General features: G+C 62.5%; 15 protein-coding genes and 2 pseudogenes. 15 read left to right on the top strand and 2 right to left on the bottom strand.

Annotation, left to right across the window (positions count from 1 at the left end; all coding sequences use genetic code 11):
• Positions 1–112 precede the first annotated feature (112 nt).
• The gene (locus E8Q41_RS07715) at positions 113–1,069 is read left to right on the top strand and encodes a sugar-binding transcriptional regulator (protein WP_137154947.1); all 957 of its coding nucleotides are present in this window, start codon (positions 113–115) and stop codon (positions 1,067–1,069) included.
• 55 nt (positions 1,070–1,124) lie between these two features.
• Complete coding sequence (locus E8Q41_RS07710) at positions 1,125–2,609, top strand: FGGY-family carbohydrate kinase (RefSeq protein WP_137154946.1); 1,485 nt, start codon at positions 1,125–1,127, stop codon at positions 2,607–2,609.
• 47 nt (positions 2,610–2,656) lie between these two features.
• On the opposite strand, the gene E8Q41_RS07705 is transcribed toward E8Q41_RS07710, so the two are convergent.
• On the bottom strand, positions 2,657–3,583 hold the full coding sequence (locus E8Q41_RS07705; protein ID WP_137154945.1) for a LysR family transcriptional regulator: 927 nt from the start codon (positions 3,581–3,583) through the stop codon (positions 2,657–2,659).
• Positions 3,584–3,760: 177 nt separating this feature from the next.
• On the opposite strand from E8Q41_RS07705, the gene E8Q41_RS07700 reads away from it, so the two are divergent.
• From E8Q41_RS07700 to E8Q41_RS07650, 11 genes are all read left to right on the top strand, one after another.
• Positions 3,761–4,558: an alpha/beta hydrolase gene (locus E8Q41_RS07700; protein WP_137155122.1), complete on the top strand. Its 798-nt coding sequence runs from the start codon at positions 3,761–3,763 to the stop codon at positions 4,556–4,558.
• Positions 4,559–4,617: 59 nt separating this feature from the next.
• Positions 4,618–5,832 carry an efflux RND transporter periplasmic adaptor subunit gene (locus E8Q41_RS07695; protein WP_137154944.1) on the top strand — a complete coding sequence of 405 codons (1,215 nt, stop codon included), beginning with the start codon at positions 4,618–4,620 and terminating at the stop codon, positions 5,830–5,832.
• 129 nt (positions 5,833–5,961) lie between these two features.
• Positions 5,962–9,210: an efflux RND transporter permease subunit gene (locus E8Q41_RS07690; protein WP_137154943.1), complete on the top strand. Its 3,249-nt coding sequence runs from the start codon at positions 5,962–5,964 to the stop codon at positions 9,208–9,210.
• 409 nt (positions 9,211–9,619) lie between these two features.
• Positions 9,620–10,786, top strand: coding sequence for a transporter substrate-binding protein (locus E8Q41_RS07685; RefSeq protein ID WP_137154942.1), 1,167 nt, complete (start codon positions 9,620–9,622; stop codon positions 10,784–10,786).
• On the top strand, positions 10,783–11,373 hold the full coding sequence (locus E8Q41_RS07680; RefSeq protein ID WP_137154941.1) for an ANTAR domain-containing protein: 591 nt from the start codon (positions 10,783–10,785) through the stop codon (positions 11,371–11,373). The genes E8Q41_RS07685 and E8Q41_RS07680 overlap by 4 nt, the downstream gene beginning before the upstream one ends.
• 37 nt (positions 11,374–11,410) lie before the next feature.
• On the top strand, positions 11,411–12,304 hold the full coding sequence (locus tag E8Q41_RS07675) for a proline iminopeptidase-family hydrolase (RefSeq protein ID WP_137154940.1): 894 nt from the start codon (positions 11,411–11,413) through the stop codon (positions 12,302–12,304).
• Positions 12,305–12,380: 76 nt separating this feature from the next.
• A complete protein-coding gene (locus E8Q41_RS07670) occupies positions 12,381–14,081 on the top strand; it encodes an ABC transporter substrate-binding protein (protein WP_137154939.1) in 1,701 nt (566 codons plus the stop codon).
• Positions 14,082–14,175: 94 nt separating this feature from the next.
• On the top strand, positions 14,176–15,207 hold the full coding sequence (locus tag E8Q41_RS07665) for an ABC transporter permease (RefSeq protein ID WP_137154938.1): 1,032 nt from the start codon (positions 14,176–14,178) through the stop codon (positions 15,205–15,207).
• Positions 15,208–15,217: 10 nt separating this feature from the next.
• Complete coding sequence (locus E8Q41_RS07660) at positions 15,218–16,189, top strand: ABC transporter permease (protein WP_137154937.1); 972 nt, start codon at positions 15,218–15,220, stop codon at positions 16,187–16,189.
• Positions 16,190–16,191: 2 nt separating this feature from the next.
• The gene (locus E8Q41_RS07655) at positions 16,192–17,208 is read left to right on the top strand and encodes an ABC transporter ATP-binding protein (RefSeq protein WP_170976403.1); all 1,017 of its coding nucleotides are present in this window, start codon (positions 16,192–16,194) and stop codon (positions 17,206–17,208) included.
• On the top strand, positions 17,205–18,191 hold the full coding sequence (locus tag E8Q41_RS07650; RefSeq protein ID WP_246660119.1) for a dipeptide ABC transporter ATP-binding protein: 987 nt from the start codon (positions 17,205–17,207) through the stop codon (positions 18,189–18,191). The genes E8Q41_RS07655 and E8Q41_RS07650 overlap by 4 nt, the downstream gene beginning before the upstream one ends.
• Before the next feature lie 99 nt (positions 18,192–18,290).
• Here E8Q41_RS07650 and E8Q41_RS07645 read toward each other — a convergent pair.
• Positions 18,291–18,455 (bottom strand): annotated as a pseudogene (locus E8Q41_RS07645) (IS256 family transposase); the annotation flags it as partial.
• A 1-nt stretch (position 18,456) separates the two neighbouring features.
• On the opposite strand from E8Q41_RS07645, the pseudogene E8Q41_RS25830 reads away from it, so the two are divergent.
• Together E8Q41_RS25830 and E8Q41_RS07635 are read left to right on the top strand one after the other, a co-directional pair.
• A pseudogene (locus tag E8Q41_RS25830) lies at positions 18,457–18,683 on the top strand (hypothetical protein); the annotation flags it as partial.
• Between the two features lie 53 nt (positions 18,684–18,736).
• Positions 18,737–18,950: transposase (locus tag E8Q41_RS07635; RefSeq protein ID WP_137154936.1), on the top strand; the 214-nt coding region annotated here is incomplete at its 3' end.

The following is an 18,950-nucleotide window of genomic DNA, read 5'->3' as shown; positions in this document are numbered from 1 at the left end:
TGAATACAAGTGACACCAGTTTGTGACACTTGTCAACACACATGACAGGCGACATTGACATTTGTCTTCCAATGCCGTCAGATGGCGATGAAAAGACTGCTAGAGGAAACACATGCTGGAAGGCGTGGCCGAGAAGCCGACCGAATTCGAGGACGCTGTCACCTGGGCGGCGTGGCTCTATTACGCAGATGAAATGACCCAGAGCGAAATCGCCAAGGCGCTCAACGTGTCCAGGGCGACGATCGTGAACTATCTGCAGGAGGCGCGGGAACGCGGCATCGTCTCGATTCGCCTGAACACGCAGGCGAGCGGACGCACCGAAATCGCCCGTCGGCTGATGGATCGCTTCGGGCTCGACGGCGCGCTGGTCATTCCCACCGGGGAAGATCGGGATCTCGTGCGCCGCCTCGGCGATGCGGGCGCACGCGTGCTGGCCGACCAGATCAAGCAGGGAGACGTCATCGGCGTCGCCTGGGGAAGAACCGTCTTGTCGGTCGCCAACCAGATCACCCTGCCCGACCCCGTCAATGATCTCACCGTGGTGCAGGTGTCTGGCAGTTCGACAGGCGAACCGGATTTTTCGCCTGAATTGTGCACGTCGCTGTTATCGAGCCGCATTCGAGCGCGCTGCGTCAACCTGCTCGCCCCGGCGGTGCTGTCGACCCCGGAATTGCGCGACATGCTGCTCGAAGAGCCGGTCTTGAAAAAGCAGTTCGACCTGATCCATTCGACCAACCGCATCCTGTTCGGCGTCGGCGATGTCGGCGCGAAGAGCACGGTGCGCATCTCCGGCATCGCCAGCCAGCAAGAAATCGACGACTATGTCCGCAATGGCGCGGTCGCCGTCATCATCGGCCGCTTCATCAACGCCGCGGGAGGCGGCGTCGGCGGGCAGCATGACGCGCGCATGGTCGGCATCGCGCTCGAAGAATTGAAGCAGACGCCGAACCGCATCTGCGTCGCCGGCGGCGCAGGCAAGATAGACGCCATTCTCGCCACCTTGCGAGGCGGGTACGCCACCCATCTCGTCACGGACATGGCCACGGGAGAAGCCCTGCTCCAACAATGATGGCCGCGGTTGCCGCGGCGTCGCCATACGGAAGTCTAGCGGAAGGAGGAGCCGCATGCATCCGAACGAACGTTATGTCATCGGCATGGATTCATCGACCCAGTCGGTCAAGGCGATCGCCTGGACGCAAACGGGCGAACCGCGCAGCGAGGGCCGCGCCGCCCACACCCTGCTGACGCCCGATCCATACCGGGCCGAGCAGGACGCGGATGAATGGTGGTCGGCGGCCCAGACGGCGCTGCGCAAATGCGTCGCCGGGATCGATCCGAACCGCATCGACGGCATCGCCATCTCCAACCAGCGCGAGACCATGGTGCTGCTCGACAATGACCGGCGGCCGCTCGCCCCTGCGACCGTATGGCTCGACCGCCGCGCCCGCGACATGACGGATATCCTGTCGGACGAAATCGGTCGCGAGCGCCTGCATCGCATTTCGGGCAAACCCGTGGATGTCATACCTTGCGTCTTTCGGCTGCGACACTATCGCGCCCATCAGCCGGACCTCCTCGACCGGACCCGTCATATCCTCTCGGTTCACGATTTCCTGGTCATGAACCTGACCGGAGAACCCGCGGCGACATGGACCAGCGCCGATCCGTTCGGCATCTTCGACATCGAGGCCAAGGAATGGTCGAAGCCGCTGCTCGATCACCTCGGCATCGGATTGGAAAAACTGCCCGTTACGCATCCTCCGGGGGCCATGCTGGGTCGAGTGACGCCGGAGGCTGCGGCGACGACAGGGCTGCCTGTGGGCGTTCCCGTTTTTGCAGCCGGCGGCGACGGCCACTGCGCCGGTCTCGGCGTCAGCGCCATCGACCCGCGCACCGTCTACCTCAATCTGGGCACCGCAGTCGTGGGCGGGGTTTGGTCGCCGACGCCGGCGGTTAGTTCCTACTGGCGCACGCTGATTTCGCCGACAGGGGAAGGCTTTTTGCTCGAAGCCGTCCAGCGGGCAGGCGCTTTTTTCGTCAACTGGCTCATCGACAACTTCGCCGGCGGCCGCAGTGATCCCGCCATTTTCCAGCGGCTTGAACATGAGGCCATGTCCATTCCCGTCGGTGCAGACGGCGTGCTCGCCTGCACCTATCTGATGGGCTGCATGGACCCGCATTGGGACGAGGAAGCCCGCGCCTCATTTGTCGGCCTCGGGCCGAACCATCGGATCAGCCACCTCTACCGGGCCTCGCTCGAAGCCATCACGCTTGAATTCGCCAGGGCGCTGAAACAGATGCAAGCAGCCGCGCCTGGGGCGGAAGAGATCTATGTCATCGGCGGCGGCGCTGCCAGCCCGCTCTGGCGCAAGATGGTGGCGGACGCCACCGGCTTTCCGGTGCGGCGCAGCCTCTCCGATGAGGCGTCGGCGCTGGGCGCCGGCATTTCGGCGGCTGTCGGGGCCGGATGGTTCGACGGCTTCAAGAGCGGTACGAACGCCATGTCGCATCAAGCCGAAGCGACGGAGCCGGATCAGGGGGCGCATCAGATCTGGGAAGACCTGTCGCAAAGGCAGGCGGACGTTTATCTGAGAGGAAAATCCAACTGATGCTTTAAACGAGGCTGAATCTCGGTCGCAAGCTGCGATATGAGCCCCTATTCCTTCTGCGTCGCCACGTCCTTCATTGCGCGATTGCCGAGCAGTTTCACGAGCCAGTCGACAAACACCCTGACCTTGTTGCTCAGATGCCGGTTCGACGGATAGACGATATAAAGCGGCATGACCTCGCATGACCAGTCGGAGAGCACAGGGATGAGCCGTCCGTCCCGCAATTCGTCCCGGATCATGAAATGCGGCAATTGCGCCACGCCGAGGCCGGTCAGCGCTGCGGCGACATAGCTGCGCGCGTCGTTGACGGAGAGAATATAGCGGCCGGTCACCTCGATTTTTTCGCCATCGCGGCTGAATTCGAATGGAAGCGTGCGGTTGGTCTGGGCGCGGAAGTAGTTGACGCAGTAATGTGTTGTTTCCAATTCGGCGGGCGATTGGGGGAACCCGAATTTCTCGATATAGGATGGCGCGGCGCAGCTCAGCACCGAGATTTCCGATACGCGTCGCGCAATTAGAGATTGGTCGCCAGGAGCGCCCGCTCTCAATGCGCAATCGACATTCTCCGCAAGATAGTCGACCGTCCGGTCGCCGACGCCGAGATCGAGGAGGATATCCGGATAGGCCATGGCGAAATCGCAAAGCGCCGGGATGACGATCCAGTCGGCAAATGCGCCGGCCATTTCCACTCTCAGTCTCCCGCTCGGGCTCGTCGTGGAATTGGACAGGCTGCTGTCCAGTTCGTCGACCTCGGAGATGATGCGCACGGCGCGCTCATAATAGAGCGCCCCATCCGTGGTGACGACAACCCGCCGCGTCGTGCGATTGAGCAGTTGCGTGCGCAAATGCGCCTCGAGCCCCTGAATGAGGTTGGTGACGGTCGCCTTGGGCATGCGAAGCGCGTCGGCGGCGCGGGTGAAATTGCCGGTCTCCACGACTCGGACAAAGGCGCGCATGGCTGAAAGCTGATCCATATCGGTTAAACCTTCCACTGCCCTTTTGTATGCAATGCAATATTGTTCGAAATTTCGAATAGTGATGGCAGAAATAGGGAACTTGTTCAATCATTCAAGTCAATCTACATTCCGCCTACAAAAGACGAGCATTGTGCATCCGGGGCGTGATAATGCGGCAGCATGAAAGCGAAGACGATGCCAGTGGACGTGAAAGACATGGTGTTCGACAAGGTGGCCATCGGCCCCGTGTCGACGCGGATCTATCAAGGCGCGGATTACAGCAAAGGCGCCCCGGTCCTGCTGTATTTCGGAGCCGGCGCTTTTCTGGAATCGCAAATCCGCAGCAATGCGGCTGCGGAATGCCTGGCGGGTGCCGGAGCGATCGTGGTGGTGCCGGACTACACCAGGCCTCTTGGCGGGGTTTTTCCCAAGCCGCTTGAGGTCGGGTTTTCGATCTTTTCCTATCTCGCCAAGAAACGGGCGGGGCTGGGAGACCGAAAATCCCTGCTGCTGATCGGCGGGGAAGAAGCTGGCGGCAACATTGCGGCGGCGGTCGCCTTCAAGGCCCGGGATCATCTGGCGCGCGAACTGGATGGTCAGGTGCTGCTGTCGCCGCTGGTCGATCCGTTCATGGGGTCCGCGTCGATGCGCGATGCCGATGCGGCGGGCATGCGGGAGCGGTGGACGGAGGGCTGGAGCCATTATCTCAGCGCCGGCGTCTGTCATCCCTACGCGGCGCCGTGCCTGTGCTCGCGCATGTCCGGTTTGGCGCCGACGCTTCTGGCGACGTCGGAGGATGATCCGCTGCGCGACGAAGCGCTGGGTTATGCGGAACGCCTGGGCCAGGCGGGCAATCGCGTTCGTCAGCATCTGCTTCCCGCCGGAGCAGGCTGGCCTGAGCTTTACGGCGGAACATCCGGTCACGCGCCAACGTGGGCGGACGGCCTTCGCCAGCATTTCGCGGACTTCGTGCGCGAACTCGGCGGCAGCTGATCTATAACGACACTCTACTGAGCCCGGGTCTCCCTCCCGGGATCGCAAGGAGACATTCCATGACACCGAACAGCAAACGCTGGGCCCTCGCGGGCGCCGGCCTGGGACTGGCTGCGTCTTTGGCAGCCGCGACAGTGTTCTTCGATCTTCCCGGCGCCGCCGCTGCGGCCGCGCCTGCCACGCCGGCAGCGCCGCCCGCCGTCCCTGTGACGGTCGCGATCATCGAAGCCAAATCCATCACCGCCTGGGAAGAGTTTTCCGGCCGGCTCGAAGCCGTCGAACGGGTGCAGATCCGCCCGCGCGTCTCCGGCGTCATCCAGACCATCGCTTTCCGCGAGGGCGCGCTGGTCAAGGCGGGCGATCCGCTCTTCACCCTCGACCCGGCGCCCTACGAGGCGGCAGTCGCCCAGGCGGAAGGCCAGGTTGCGTCCGCCCAGGCGCGGGTAAGCCTTGCGCGGCTGCAATTCGAACGCGGACGGAAGCTCACGGAAAACAATGCGATTTCACAAAGCGACCTCGACGAGCGGCAGAATGCGCTGACCGAAGCCGAAGCGGGTCTGCGGACCGCGGAAGCCGCGCTGCGCACCGTGTCCCTCAGTCTCAGCTACACCAAGGTGAAGGCTCCGGTCTCCGGACGGGTCGGCAAGGTGGAAATTACAGTCGGCAATCTCGTGGAGGCCGGCGCGGCCTCGCCTGCGCTCACGACGCTCGTGTCCATCGATCCGATCTACGCCGGCTTCAATGTCAGTGAAGAAACAGTGACGCGGGCGCTCGCGGAGCTGCCAGAGTCCACCACAGCCTCGCCGGCGCTCGATCAGATCCCCGTGGAGATCGGCACCGTCGCCGACAAGGGCACGCCGATCAAGGGACGTCTGCAATTGATCGACAATCAGGTCGATAGCGCCAGCGGTACGATCGCGGTGCGCGCGGTCTTCGACAATCCAGGCGGTCGATTGATCCCCGGTCAGTTCGTGAAGGTCCGGATGGGCCAACCGAAAGCTGAGAAGAAGATCCTGGTCAGCGAACGCGCCATCGGCACCGACCAGGACAAGAAATTCGTCTTCGTCGTCGATGCGGCAAACAAGGTCGCCTATCGGCAGATCGCGCTCGGCGCGGCTGTTGATGGGATGCGCGTTGTCGAAACCGGCTTGATGCCTGGCGACAGGATCGTGGTCAACGGTCTGCAGCGCGTCCGTCCAGGCGTCGTGGTTGCCCCTGAAGTGGAAAAGACCGCGGCCCTGACCGCAGAGAAGGCGGCGGCGCAGGCGCAGTAGCACATCCTAAGCCTCCTGCTCCCTTCGGAACGGGAGGCTCCACCGAATACGCAGACTTCCTGCCCGGCGCGTCAAGCGAGCGGGGATGCCAGTTGCGCCTTAAAATTCTCGTTGAAGAGGGTTCCTCTCATGAACATCTCCCGCTTCTTTGTCGACCGCCCGGTGTTCGCCGGCGTGCTGTCGGTGCTGATCGTGGTCGCCGGCCTTCTGGGCATGCAAGCCCTGCCGATCTCCGAATATCCAGACGTCGTGCCGCCCTCCATCGTTGTCCGCGCCACCTATCCGGGCGCCAATCCGCGGGTCATCGCAGAAACGGTGGCGACCCCGCTCGAGGAACAGATCAACGGCGTCGACGGCATGCTTTATATGTCGAGCCAGGCGACATCCGACGGCGTCATGACGCTGACGGTCACTTTCAAACTCGGCGCCGACCCGGACAAGGCGCAACAACTGGTGCAGAACCGGGTGTCGCAGGCCGAACCACGCCTTCCTGAAGAAGTCCGAAACATCGGCGTCACCACGGCGAAGAGTTCGCCTGATCTGATGATGGTGGTCAACCTGCTGTCGCCGGACAACCGCTACGACATCACCTATCTGCGCAATTACGGCGTCCTCAACATCAAGGACCGCCTGGCGCGCATTCCCGGCGTCGGCCAGGTGCAGATCTTCGGGTCCGGCGATTATTCGATGCGCGTCTGGATCGATCCGCAAAAGGCGGCAGAGCATGGCCTCGCCGCCAGCGACATCACCAATGCGATCCGCGGCCAGAATGTCCAGGCCGCAGCCGGCGTCATCGGCGCCTCTCCCAATCTCCCCGGCATCGACGTGCAGTTGAACGTCAACGCCCAAGGACGGCTGCAGACGCCGGAGGAATTCGGCGAGATCATCGTCAAGACCGGCGCAGCAGGACAGGTAACCCGCCTGCGCGACGTTGCGCGCATCGAACTCGGGGCCGCCGACTACTCATTGCGGTCGCTGCTCGACGGAAAGGCAGCAGTCGCGATTCCCGTCTTCCAGGCCCCCGGCTCCAACGCGATCACAATCTCGGACGAGGTCGTCAAGACCATGAACGAGCTGCAGGTCGCCATGCCGGAAGGCGTGAAATACGAGATCGTCTATGACACGACCAAATTCGTCCGCAGTTCGATCGAAAAGGTCGTCGACACGCTGCTCGAGGCCGTCGCGCTCGTGGTGCTCGTGGTGATCCTGTTCCTGCAGACCTGGCGCGCCTCGATCATTCCGCTGATCGCCGTGCCCGTGTCGATCATCGGCACATTCGGCGTCATGTACGCCTTCGGCTTCTCCATCAATGCGCTCAGCCTGTTCGGTCTGGTGCTGGCGATCGGCATCGTCGTCGACGACGCGATCGTCGTGGTGGAAAATGTCGAACGCAACATCGAGAATGGTCTGTCGCCACGTCAGGCGACCTATCGCGCCATGAAGGAAGTGTCCGGCCCGATCATCGCGATCGCGCTGGTGCTGGTGGCGGTGTTTGTGCCGCTCGCCTTCATCACCGGCCTATCAGGCCAGTTCTACCGACAATTCGCGCTGACCATCGCCATTTCGACGGTTATCTCGGCGATCAATTCGCTGACGCTGTCGCCGGCGCTTGCAGCGCTTCTGCTCAAGGATCACCATGCGCCGAAGGATTGGCTGACTCGCGGCATGGATTTCCTGTTCGGCTGGTTTTTCCGCGGCTTTAACCGCGCTTTCGGCGCCAGCTCCAACGGCTATGGCCGCAGCATCGGCGGGCTCCTGACGCGCAAGACCCTGGTCATGGGCGTCTATCTCGCACTGGCCGCAGGGACCTACAGCCTATTCAACGCCGTGCCGGGCGGCTTCGTGCCAGCGCAGGACAAGCAATATCTTATCGGCTTCGCCCAGCTTCCCGACGCCGCAACGCTTAACCGAACGGAGGACGTGATCAAGCGCATGAGCGACATCGCGCTCGCCGAACCGGGCGTCGAACACGCCATCGCCTTTCCCGGCCTCTCGATCAACGGCTTCACCAACTCGTCCAACGCCGGCATCGTGTTTGTGACCCTCAAGGATTTCGAGGAGAGGAAGACGCCGGATCTTTCGGGCGGCGCGATCGCCATGAAGCTGAACCAGAAATTCGGCGCCATCCAGGACGCGTTTATCGCGATGTTCCCGCCGCCGCCCGTGCAGGGTCTGGGCACGACGGGCGGCTTCAAGCTGCAGCTCGAAGATCGGGCCGGGCTGGGCTATCAAGCGCTCGACGAGGCGACCAAAGCCTTCCTCGGCAAGGCCTATCAGACGCCTGAACTCGCCGGCCTGTTCTCGAGCTACCAGATCAACGTGCCGCAACTCTATGCCGATCTCGACCGCACCAAGGCGCAGCAGCTCGGCGTGTCGGTGACGGACGTGTTCGAGACGCTGCAGATCTATCTGGGTTCGCTCTATGTCAACGACTTCAACGCCTTCGGCCGCACCTACAGCGTCCGCGCCCAGGCCGACGCCAGGTTCCGCGCCAATCCCGAGGATATCGGTCAGCTCAAGGTGCGCTCCGCAGGCGGCGAGATGATCCCGCTTTCGGCGCTGTTACGGGTCGACGCCACCACGGGGCCGGAGCGCACCAACCGTTACAACGGCTTCCTCGCCGCAGACATCAATGGCTGCCCTGCCCCCGGTTTCTCCTCGGGCCAGGCGCAGGCTGCCATCGAACGCATCGCGGCTGAGACTCTGCCCAAGGGCATCGGCTTCGAATGGACCGATCTGACCTACCAGCAGATCCTCGCCGGCAATTCGGGCGTGCTGGTGTTTCCGCTCGCGCTGCTGTTGGTCTATCTGGTTCTGGCGGCGCAGTATGAGAGCCTCACCCTGCCGATCGCGATCATCATGATCGTGCCGATGGGCGTGCTGGCGGCGTTGTCCGGCGTCTGGCTGACCGGCGGCGACAACAACATCTTCACCCAGATTGGACTTGTCGTCCTGGTCGGGTTGTCGGCAAAGAACGCCATCCTTATCGTCGAGTTCGCCCGAGAACTGGAATTCGAGGGCCGCACCCCGGTGCAGGCCGCGATCGAGGCGAGCCGGCTCAGGCTTCGACCGATCCTGATGACGTCCATGGCCTTCATCATGGGCGTCATTCCCCTCGTCGTCTCGACGGGAGCCGGCGCGGAAATGCGCGCCGCCATGGGCATCGCGGTGTTCTCCGGCATGATCGGCGTGACCTTCTTCGGCATCTTCATGACCCCGGTCTTCTATGTGCTGGCGCGGCGGATGACCGGCAACAGGGCGCTGATACAGCATCCGGACGAGGCGCATACTCAGAACGTTCATGACGATGAGGAGGCCGTCATCCACTCAGCTCGCCCCGCTCGCCGCAAGACCAGGTCTTTGCTGCCGGCTGCCTGAAGGGTGGGCGTCTTGTAAGAGAGATTTTAGTATACTGAGCCGGGTTCGAAAGGGCCCGGCTCATGCCATTTCAATAGCTTCGCGGCTCCAACATACATTCCAGGGAAGCCTCGATCACGGCCCCTTTGCCGATCTAGAGGATAAAGGAATACACGGGGCATCAATGCCTAAAAATTCCGCACACATTCCTATTGACTACTTTATAAGCCTAGCATAGCCTGTTCCTCAAATGGCGCTGATCGCCAAAGGCAACCGAGCCCCTTGCACCGCTTAACGGCGGCAAGGGGCTTTTTTTATTGGTTTTGCCAGATCCGATCCGTGTCCGAAAAATGAGACATGAGGCTGCGATGTCAGATCGACCGCTTTTCACATTGACCTTGCAAATCTCTTGGATTGAGGGCGTCTGCTGATGGTTCGGCACACTGTTCCGCTCGCCATCCTCTATTCCACTTCAGGTCCCTATGCTGCGCTGGGCCGCGATGCCATCGACGGGGCCATGGCTGCCGTGGCGGAAATCAACGCCGACGGTTCCCGGCGCTTCGGCTTCGAGGCACGGATCGGAGATCCGTCAGGAATGGCTGAACGCTATGCTGGCCTCGCAGATACCGCAATCCGCGAAAACGGCTGCCGCCATGTGATCGGAACCATCACCTCCTGGAGCCGAAAGGAAGTGCTGCCTGTGGTGGAGCGCCAGCGGGCGCTGCTATGGTACGCCTTTCCCTATGAAGGATATGAAGCCAGCGACAGCGTGCTCTACCTCGGCGCTTGTCCCAACCAGCATCTTTTGCCGCTCTTCGACCATGTGCTGCCGATCTACGGGCAAAGACCGTTCATTGTCGGCTCAAACTATATCTGGGGCTGGGAAAATGGTCGCATTGCCCGTGAATTGACTCAAGCCGCCGGCGGCGAGGTGGTCGCCGAGCGCTTCATGCCGCTCGGCTCGGAAGAGGTCGAACATCTGATCGCAGAGATCCGCCAGAAGAAACCCGACTTCATTCTGAGCAATCTCGTCGGCCGCTCCGCCAACGCCTTTATCCGCGCCTATGCCGACTTGCGGGCCGCAGATCCATCTTTCGCATGGGATCGCAGACCAATTGTCGCCTGCAATCTGTCGGAGTCAGATCTCGACGGATTGTCGCCGGCGGCCAAGGCGGGACACATCACGGTCGGGACCTACCTCGCCAATCTCGACAGCGAAGACAACAGCCGTTTCAAGCAGAAGATCCATGCCCGGCACGGCGCTTTGCGGCGTATCACCGGCCCCTTCGCCTTCGCCTATATGGCTGTGTCCATGCTCGGGCAGGCGATCTCCGACGCTGGAACCGACGATCCCGATGCAATCAGGGCCGTCGTCACCTCCCGACGCTTCGCAACGCCGGTGGGCGACGTCGCGATCGATCGCCGCACGCATCATGCCGCGCTCGCGCCGATTTTTGGACGATCGGAAGAGGACGGCTCCTTTTCGATCCTGGAAACCGTCAGAGAGCCGATCCAGGCGGATCCCTATCTTCTCACCGCCACGCATGCCACGATGCGCATGCCTCTTTCCAGCAGCGGATTGAAGGTGGTCAAATGACGCGGATGGAGCGGCCCTCTTTCCTGAACTGGCGCGCGGTGATCCTGCATCGCCCGCATCCCTCCGTCGATGCTCTGACGCGCCAGCTCGAATCCCTGCGGATCGAGAGCCGTGATGTCTGGCCGCAGCTCGACGAGGCCGACGCGCAGGCCGATGTTGTCTTCTTCGACGCCGATATGGGCCATGACGAACAGTTTCCCTGGCCGCGCGGTTTTGCGCCCATGCCGATGATCGCGCTGATCGGATCTGAAGCGCCGGGACGCATCGAATGGGCGCTGTCGCAGGGCGCCAATGCGCATCTTCTGAAACCCATCAGCTCCACGGGCGCCTATAGCGCGCTGCTGATCGCGGCGATCGGGTACCAGCAGATGCGGGCCCATGCGGATGATGTCCGCGCGCTCGAACAGCGACTGCGCCAGCGACCACTGGTGGTGAAGGCCGTGCTGCGCCTGATGCAGGCGGGCAGCGCCGACGAAGCGGCGGCGCTGAAGCGGTTGCGCTCGATCGCCATGGAATGGGGCATGACCATTGAAGACGCCGCGGACGCAATCTGTCGTGGCGACAAACGCATGCGCACGAGCGGATAGGCTTGGCGAAAAGCATCAAGCGAGAGGGAGCATTAAATTGTCAGTCACCGAAGGTTTCGCGCCCTATGGCGAATACAAGACCTGGTACCGGATCACCGGAGATCTGAAATCCGGCAAGCCGCCGCTGATCGTCGCCCATGGCGGTCCCGGCTGCACACATGATTATGTCGACAGCTTCAAGGACATCGCCGCCACCGGCCGCGCCGTCGTGCATTACGACCAGGTGGGCAACGGCAAGTCCACGCATCTGCCCGAAAAGGGCGGCGACTTCTGGACGGTGGAGTTCTTCAAGAAGGAGTTGCACAATCTCATCGATCATCTCGGCATCCGCGACGGATATTGCCTGCTCGGTCAGTCCTGGGGCGGCATGCTCGGCGCGGAATTCTCCGTGGACCAGCCGGCGGGCCTGAAGGCGCTGATTGTCGCCAATTCGCCGGCGGCCATGCATACCTGGATTTCCGAAGCCAACCGTCTGCGCGAGGAACTGCCAGCCGAAGTGCAGGCGACCCTTCTCAAACACGAACAGGCGGGAACCACCGACAGCGCCGACTATATGGCGGCGACCGACGTATTCAACGAACGCCATGTCTGCCGCGTCGTGCCGATGCCGGCCGAGGTCAAGCGCACTTTCGACGCCATTGCCGAAGATCCGACCGTCTATCACACGATGAACGGCCCCAACGAATTCCACGTCATCGGCACGATGAAGGACTGGTCCATCGTCGGCCGCCTGTCGACCATCAATGTGCCCACGCTACTGATTTCCGGCCGCTTCGACGAAGCGACGGTCGCCTGCGTGCAGCCCTATGCCGATGAAATCCCAGATGTCCGCTGGACGATCTTCGAACAGTCCAGCCACATGCCGCATGTCGAAGAGCGCGAGGCCTGCATGGCTGAGGTCGCCGCCTTCCTCGACGCCAAGGCCGCCTGATAACGCCGCCCGTCACAGGGCGGCGGCGCATGCCCAATGAACGTTCAAACACAACAAGAACAGAGGGAACTGCTAGATGACATCGACCTTTTCGAAAGTGACGCGGCGCGCGGGCGCGCTGCTTGCCGGCCTGCTTCTCGCGCAGACGGCGCTGTCCGGACTTGCGCATGCTGAAGAAGATCGCGCCAAGCTGATGGCCGAGCACCGCGGCGGCACGATGACGCTCGCCGCCGTCTCAGCCGCCGGCACCATCGACCCGGCCATCAACTATACCGGCCAGTTCTGGCAGATCTTCCAGATGACCTATGACGGCCTCCTGAAATTCAAGCAGGCCGGCGGCACGGAAGGCTTCAAGATCGTCCCCTCGCTCGCCGAGGCGATGCCCGAAGTCAAGAATGACGGCAAGACCTATGTGTTCAAGATCCGCAAGGGCGTGAAATTCTCCAACGGCAAGGAGGTCATGCCGTCTGACGTGTTGGCCTCCTTCCAGCGCATCTTCAAGGTGAAGGGCCCGACCATGGGCAGCTTCTACAACGGCTTTGTCGGCGCCGACAAATGCATCGAGAAGGGCGAGACATGCACGCTCGACGGCGGCGTGATCGCCGATGACGCGGCCGGCACGGTCACCATCAATCTCGTCGCTCCCGATGCGGAGTTCTTCTCCAAGCTCGCCGTGCCGCATGCCAGCATCCTGCCGGCAGACGCGCCCGCAGCCGACGCCGGCACCACGCCGATCCCCGGCACCGGCGCCTATATGATCGAAAGCTACAATCCCAACGACAAGATGGTGCTGAAGCGCAATCCGCATTTCAAGGAATGGAGCGTCGACGCCCAGCCTGATGGTTATGCCGACGAGATCGTCTACAAATTCGGCATGACCGAAGAAGCGACGATCAACGCGGTCATCAACGGTCAGATCGACTGGATGTTCGACACCCCGCCGGCCGACCGTCTGCCTGAAATCGGTGAGAAATACGCCAAGCAGATCCATCTCGATCCGCTGGCCGCCTTCTGGTACGCGCCGATGAACACCAATCTCGCGCCCTTCGACAATGTGAAGGTCCGTCAGGCGCTGAACTATGCGCTCGACCGCGACGCGCTGGTCGGCCTGTTCGGCGGCGAAGCCTTGGCGCAGCCCACTTGCCAGATTCTTCCGCCCGATTTCCCGGGCCGTGTCGACGACTGCATCTACACCAAGGATCCGGGGGCCGAATGGTCGGAAGCCGATATGGACAAGGCGATGCAACTGGTCGAGGAGTCCGGCACCAAGGGCCAGAAGGTGACGGTGATCGCCGAAGACAACGCCGTGTCGCGCTCGATCGGCACCTATCTGCAGAGCGTGCTCAGCGATCTCGGCTACGACGCCTCGATGAAGGCGATCTCGCCGAACATCCAGTTCACCTATATCCAGAACACCAACAACAACGTCCAGATCAGCATTTCGCAGTGGTATATGGACTATCCGGCTCCGTCGAACTTCCTCAATGTGCTTCTGTCCTGCGACAGCTTCCACAAGGGCAGCGACTCCTCGATCAACATCGCCGGCTATTGCAACAAGGATCTCGACGCCAAGATGAAGTCGGCGATGACCCTGTCGCTGACCGATCAGGAGGCCGCCAACGCCGAATGGGCCAAGATCGACAAGGGCTTCATGGCTGAGGCGCCGCTCGCGCCGCTGTTCACGCCGAAAAGCGTCAACTTCACCTCGGCCCGGCTCGGCAACTATGTCTTCAACAAGCAGAACCGCTGGATCGCCTCCCAATCCTGGGTGAAGTGACCAGAAGGACGGCGGAGCCACGCTCCGCCGTCGCCCAAGACGCGCGACGGCGGCAGGATCGCCGTCACGCCGACGCTCCCTGCAAGGAAAAGACATGAACACCCTTACCGAGACGCTGCCCGACGCGGCAGGCAAGGCTGAACCGGCGCGCGCCGGCGCTGGTCCCTGGCGGCGCGCCTGGACTTTGTTGAAGCGCGACAAACCGACCATCGCCGCAGCGGTGCTGCTCTGTCTGATCATCCTGTCGAGCCTTGCTGCGCCGATCTATGCGCGCCACGTCGCCGAGACAGATCCGTTCCGCTCCAATCTCAGCGGCAAGATCAAGATCGACGGCAAGAAGGTGAAGATCATGCAGGCCTCCACCGAAGGTCTCGGCCTCGGCGTGACACCGATCGGGCCGACCTGGGAGGCGAAATACTTTCTCGGCGCCGATACGCAAGGGCGCGACGTCGCCGCCCGCCTGCTCTATGGCGGTCGCAATTCGCTGCTGATCGCGGGCTCGGCCACCGCCATCTGTCTGACGCTGGCGGCATTGATCGGCGTGACCGCCGGCTTTTTCGGCGGCGTCGTCGATATGGTGCTGTCCCGCATCCTCGATATTCTCTGGGCTTTTCCTGTCTATCTGCTGGCCATCTCGCTCTCGATCGTGCTGATCTCCAAAGGCATCACCATCGGGCCGCTTGAGATCAACGCCAACAGCCTGCTGCTGCCCATCGGCATTATCGGCATCATCTATGTGCCCTATGTCGCCCGCCCCGTGCGCGGCCGCGTGCTGGCGCTCAAGAACAGCGAATTCGTGCTCGCGGCGATCGGCCTCGGCATTCCCTCCTGGCGGATCCTGTTCAAAGACATCCTGCCCAATGTCTCGACCATGCTGATCGTCTTCATCCCGCTGATGATGGCGCTGAACATCGTCACCGAATCCTCGCTGTCCTTCCTGTCGATCGGCGTGCAGGCGCCGGATGCAAGCTGGGGCACCATCATCCAGGACGGACAGACATTGCTCTACACCCGTCCCGCCGTCGCGTTGGCGCCGGGGATCGCCATTGCACTGACCGTGCTGACACTCAACGTGATCGGCGACAGCATCCGCGACGCGCTCGATCCGCGCACCAAGATCGTTTGAGGAGGCCGAGATGGGTTTTGCTATCCTCCAGCGACTGGCGCAGATGATTTTCGTGATGTTCGGCATCTCGGCGCTGGTCTTCCTGATCTTCTTCGCCACCCCTGGCTCCGATCCCGCCGCCCGCATCGCCGGCCGCAACGCCTCGCAGGAAACCATCGCGGCGATCCGCACCGAATTCGGCTTCGACCGGGCTCTCCCTGTCCAATACGCCATTATGATGAAGCGGCTGTTCGTGACGCAGGACCTGACCTCCTTCGTCAATCGCGGCATGCGCATCGTGCCGCAAGTGGCGGACGCGGCGCCCGTGACACTGTCCCTGGTGTTCGGCGCCGCCGTGCTCTGGGTCATCGGCGGGATCGTGGTCGGCGTCCTCTCGGCGATGAGCCGCGACACGCTGCTGGATCGAGGGCTGATGATCGTGGCGCTGATCGGCGTCTCGATGCCGGTCTATTGGCTCGGCGAGGTGATGAACCTGATCACCCAGAGCCGCTTTCACGACACCTGGCTGTTTTCCTGGGTTCCCGCGCTCGGCTACAAGCCGCTGTTCGAGGACCCCGTCGGCTGGTTCAAGACGCTGATCATTCCCTGGTGCACCCTGGCCTTCCTCTATATCGGCCTTTACGGTCGGGTGCTCAGGGCCACTCTCGTCGAAGCCTATCAGGAAGATTTCATCCGCACCGCCCGCGCCAAGGGCTTGAGCCCGACACGCGTCATGCTCCGGCATGCGCTGCGCACCTCGCTGATCCCCTTCGTCACTATGTTCGGCCTCGATTTCGGGGCTCTGGTCGGCGGCTCAGCGCTGCTGACGGAAGTGGTGTTCGGCCTGAACGGCGTGGGGCGCCTCACCTATCAGGCGCTTCTCAATCTCGACCTGCCGATGATCCTGGGCGCGGTGATGTATGCCTCCTTCTTCGTGGTGCTCGCCAATGCCGTGGTCGACATCGTCTATGTGCTGATCGACCCGCGCGTGAGGGGGAGCTGAGCATGGAAAAGCCCCTTCTCCTCGACGTGAACGGCCTGACCGTCTCCTTCCGCACCGATCGCGGCGATATCCGCGCCGTCGACGACGTCTCCTTCAGCCTGCGCGAGGGTGAGATCCTGTCAATCGTCGGCGAATCCGGCTCAGGCAAATCCGTGACGCTGCAATCGCTGCTCGGCCTGCATGATCCCAAGACCACCCGTGTCGACGGCGCAGTCGCCTTTCGCGGCAAGCGCATTCTCGACCTGCCGCAAAGCGCCATGCGCCGCATCCGCGGCAAGGAGATCGGCCTGATCTCGCAGGATCCGATGACGGCGCTGACGCCTGTTTACACGATCGGCTGGCAGATCGCCGAACAGATCCGCGAACATGAGCGGATCTCGGCCCGCGCCGCCCGCGCCCGCGCCGTGGAACTGCTGGCTGAAGTCGGCTTCTCCAATCCCAATGAGGCTGTCGACCGCTTCCCGCATCAGCTCTCCGGCGGCATGCGCCAGCGCGCGGTGATCGCCATGGCGATTTCCTGCCAGCCGGCGCTCTTGGTGGCCGACGAGCCGACCACGGCCCTCGACGTGACCGTGCAGGCGCAGGTGCTCGACCTTCTCTTACGGCTGCGGCGCGACCATGGCGCGGCCATCATCCTGATCACCCATGATATGGGCGTGGTTTCCGAAGTCGCCGACCATGTGGCGGTAATGTATGCCGGCCGCATTGTCGAGCGCGGCAGGGCGGCCGATCTCTTCAACAATCCGCTACATCCCTATACCTGGGGTCTGATGGCCTCCATTCCGCCTCTCACCGGCGTCAGGCCGGACAGACTCGTCTCCATTGGCGGCATGCCGCCTTTGCCCGGCTCGATCCCGGAAGGTTGCGGCTTTGCCCCGCGCTGTCGCTTCGCACGGCCCGCTTGCGCCGCGAGACCGCCGCTCCGCCGGGAGGGCGAGCAAAGCGCGCTCTGCGTTCTCCATGATGATGAACGCTATGACAGGCGCGGGGAGATTCTCGGCGTCCAGGAGACTGCATGATGGTGGATATGACCAGCGCCCCCCTTCTTTCGGCCCGCGAACTGACCAAGAATTTCATCGTCGGCAAGACGATGCGACCCGGCTCGGGCCGGACGCTGCATGCGGTCGACGCGATCAGCCTCGACGTCTATCCCGGGGAAACGCTCGGCCTCGTCGGCGAGTCCGGCAGCGGCAAATCCACCCTGGGACGCTGTCTCACCCGGCTTTACGACGTCACCTCCGGCGAGCTCACCTTCGACGGAGAGAATATCGCCAAGGCGGATACGCGCGCGCTGAAGCGGGTGCGGCGCAAGATGCAGATGATCTTCCAGGACCCCTCCGCCTCGCTCAATCCGCGCCGGCGCATTCGCGACATGCTCTCGGAAGTGCTCAAGGTCCACGCCATCCGCAGCGGCGCGGGCATTGACGAGCGTCTCACGGAGCTCATGGAGATCGTCGGGCTCAGACGCGACTATCTCGACCGGTATCCGCACGAATTTTCCGGCGGCCAGCGCCAGCGCATCGGCATCGCCAGGGCGCTGGCGGTCGAGCCCAAGCTGATCGTCGCCGACGAGCCTGTTTCGGCGCTGGATGTCTCGGTGCAGGCGCAGATCGTCAATCTCTTCGCCGATCTCCGTGATCAGCTGCAGCTCACTTACGTGTTCATCGCCCATGATCTCGCCGTGGTGCGACAGGTCTCGAACCGCGTCGCCGTGATGTATCTCGGCTCGATCATGGAGCTCGGCGACACCGATGCGCTCTACGACAAGCCGCGGCATCCCTATACCCAGGCGTTGCTCTCGGCCATTCCGCAACATGGCGCGCAGGGAAAGCGCGAGCGAATCCTCCTGACGGGCGATCTCCCGAGCCCGCTCGATCCGCCCAAGGGCTGCAAATTCTCGACCCGCTGCCCCTACGCCCAGCCGCGCTGCAGCGCGGAGCGACCAGTGCTGACGAAGGCTGCGGATGGCCGTTCCGTCGCCTGCCATTTCCCGTTGAACTGAACCGCAACCGGCGCCGAACCAAACCGATGGATCGTGTCCCGTAGCATGGTGTAGCTTTTGACGACCACGGTTCATTACGGCGTTGGGCCGGATGGGATGTCAGCGCGCCACAGCGGGCAGGCTGATAATGGGATCATCGCTGATTTGTCCGATGGTTTCCAGGGTCGTGTATCTGGATCGCGGGACGGCCCATTCGTCATTCTGTTCGAGCAGCATAGCGCGGACGAGCCGGACAATGACGTCGTCGTTGGGAAAGGGGCCGACCGCTACCGGCTGCGGGAAAGGATCTATGGCTGAGACCGCGATCGGCCGCTGCAAATCGGTCATAGGACGCCGGCTGCAGGCGCGTTCATTCGCATCGCACGCCCTCGGCTGCGCGGTCCTCAATCGCTTGTCGCGTGCACTCGCCGAAATTCGACCGCTGCAAAACATCTACGGCGTGGCCCAGGCGTCAAGACCAACATCTGTCTAGGCTCAGGCCTCATTAATTAAGGGGCTTTTAAAAGCGGGCGAATTTTGATTCACTCACGGCGGGAGGAATTGCCATGAGTGATTTGTTTTTACTGACACCATCCCAGTTTGCCCGAATTCGCCCGTACTTCCCACTGGCCCATGGCATCCCGCGGGTTGATGATCGGCGTGTGGTCAGCGGCATTATTTATGTTTTGAAACATGGGCTTCAGTGGAAAGACGCTCCAAAGGAATACGGCCCCCACAAGACGCTCTACAATCGCTTCATCCGTTGGAGTGAATTGGGCG

Source organism: Rhizobium sp. FKL33 (assembly GCF_005222915.1).
In the GTDB taxonomy this organism is placed as follows: domain Bacteria; phylum Pseudomonadota; class Alphaproteobacteria; order Rhizobiales; family Rhizobiaceae; genus Rhizobium_E.
The sequence above is the reverse complement of the archived record's forward strand: the minus strand, read 5'-3'. Positions and strand labels throughout refer to the sequence as shown.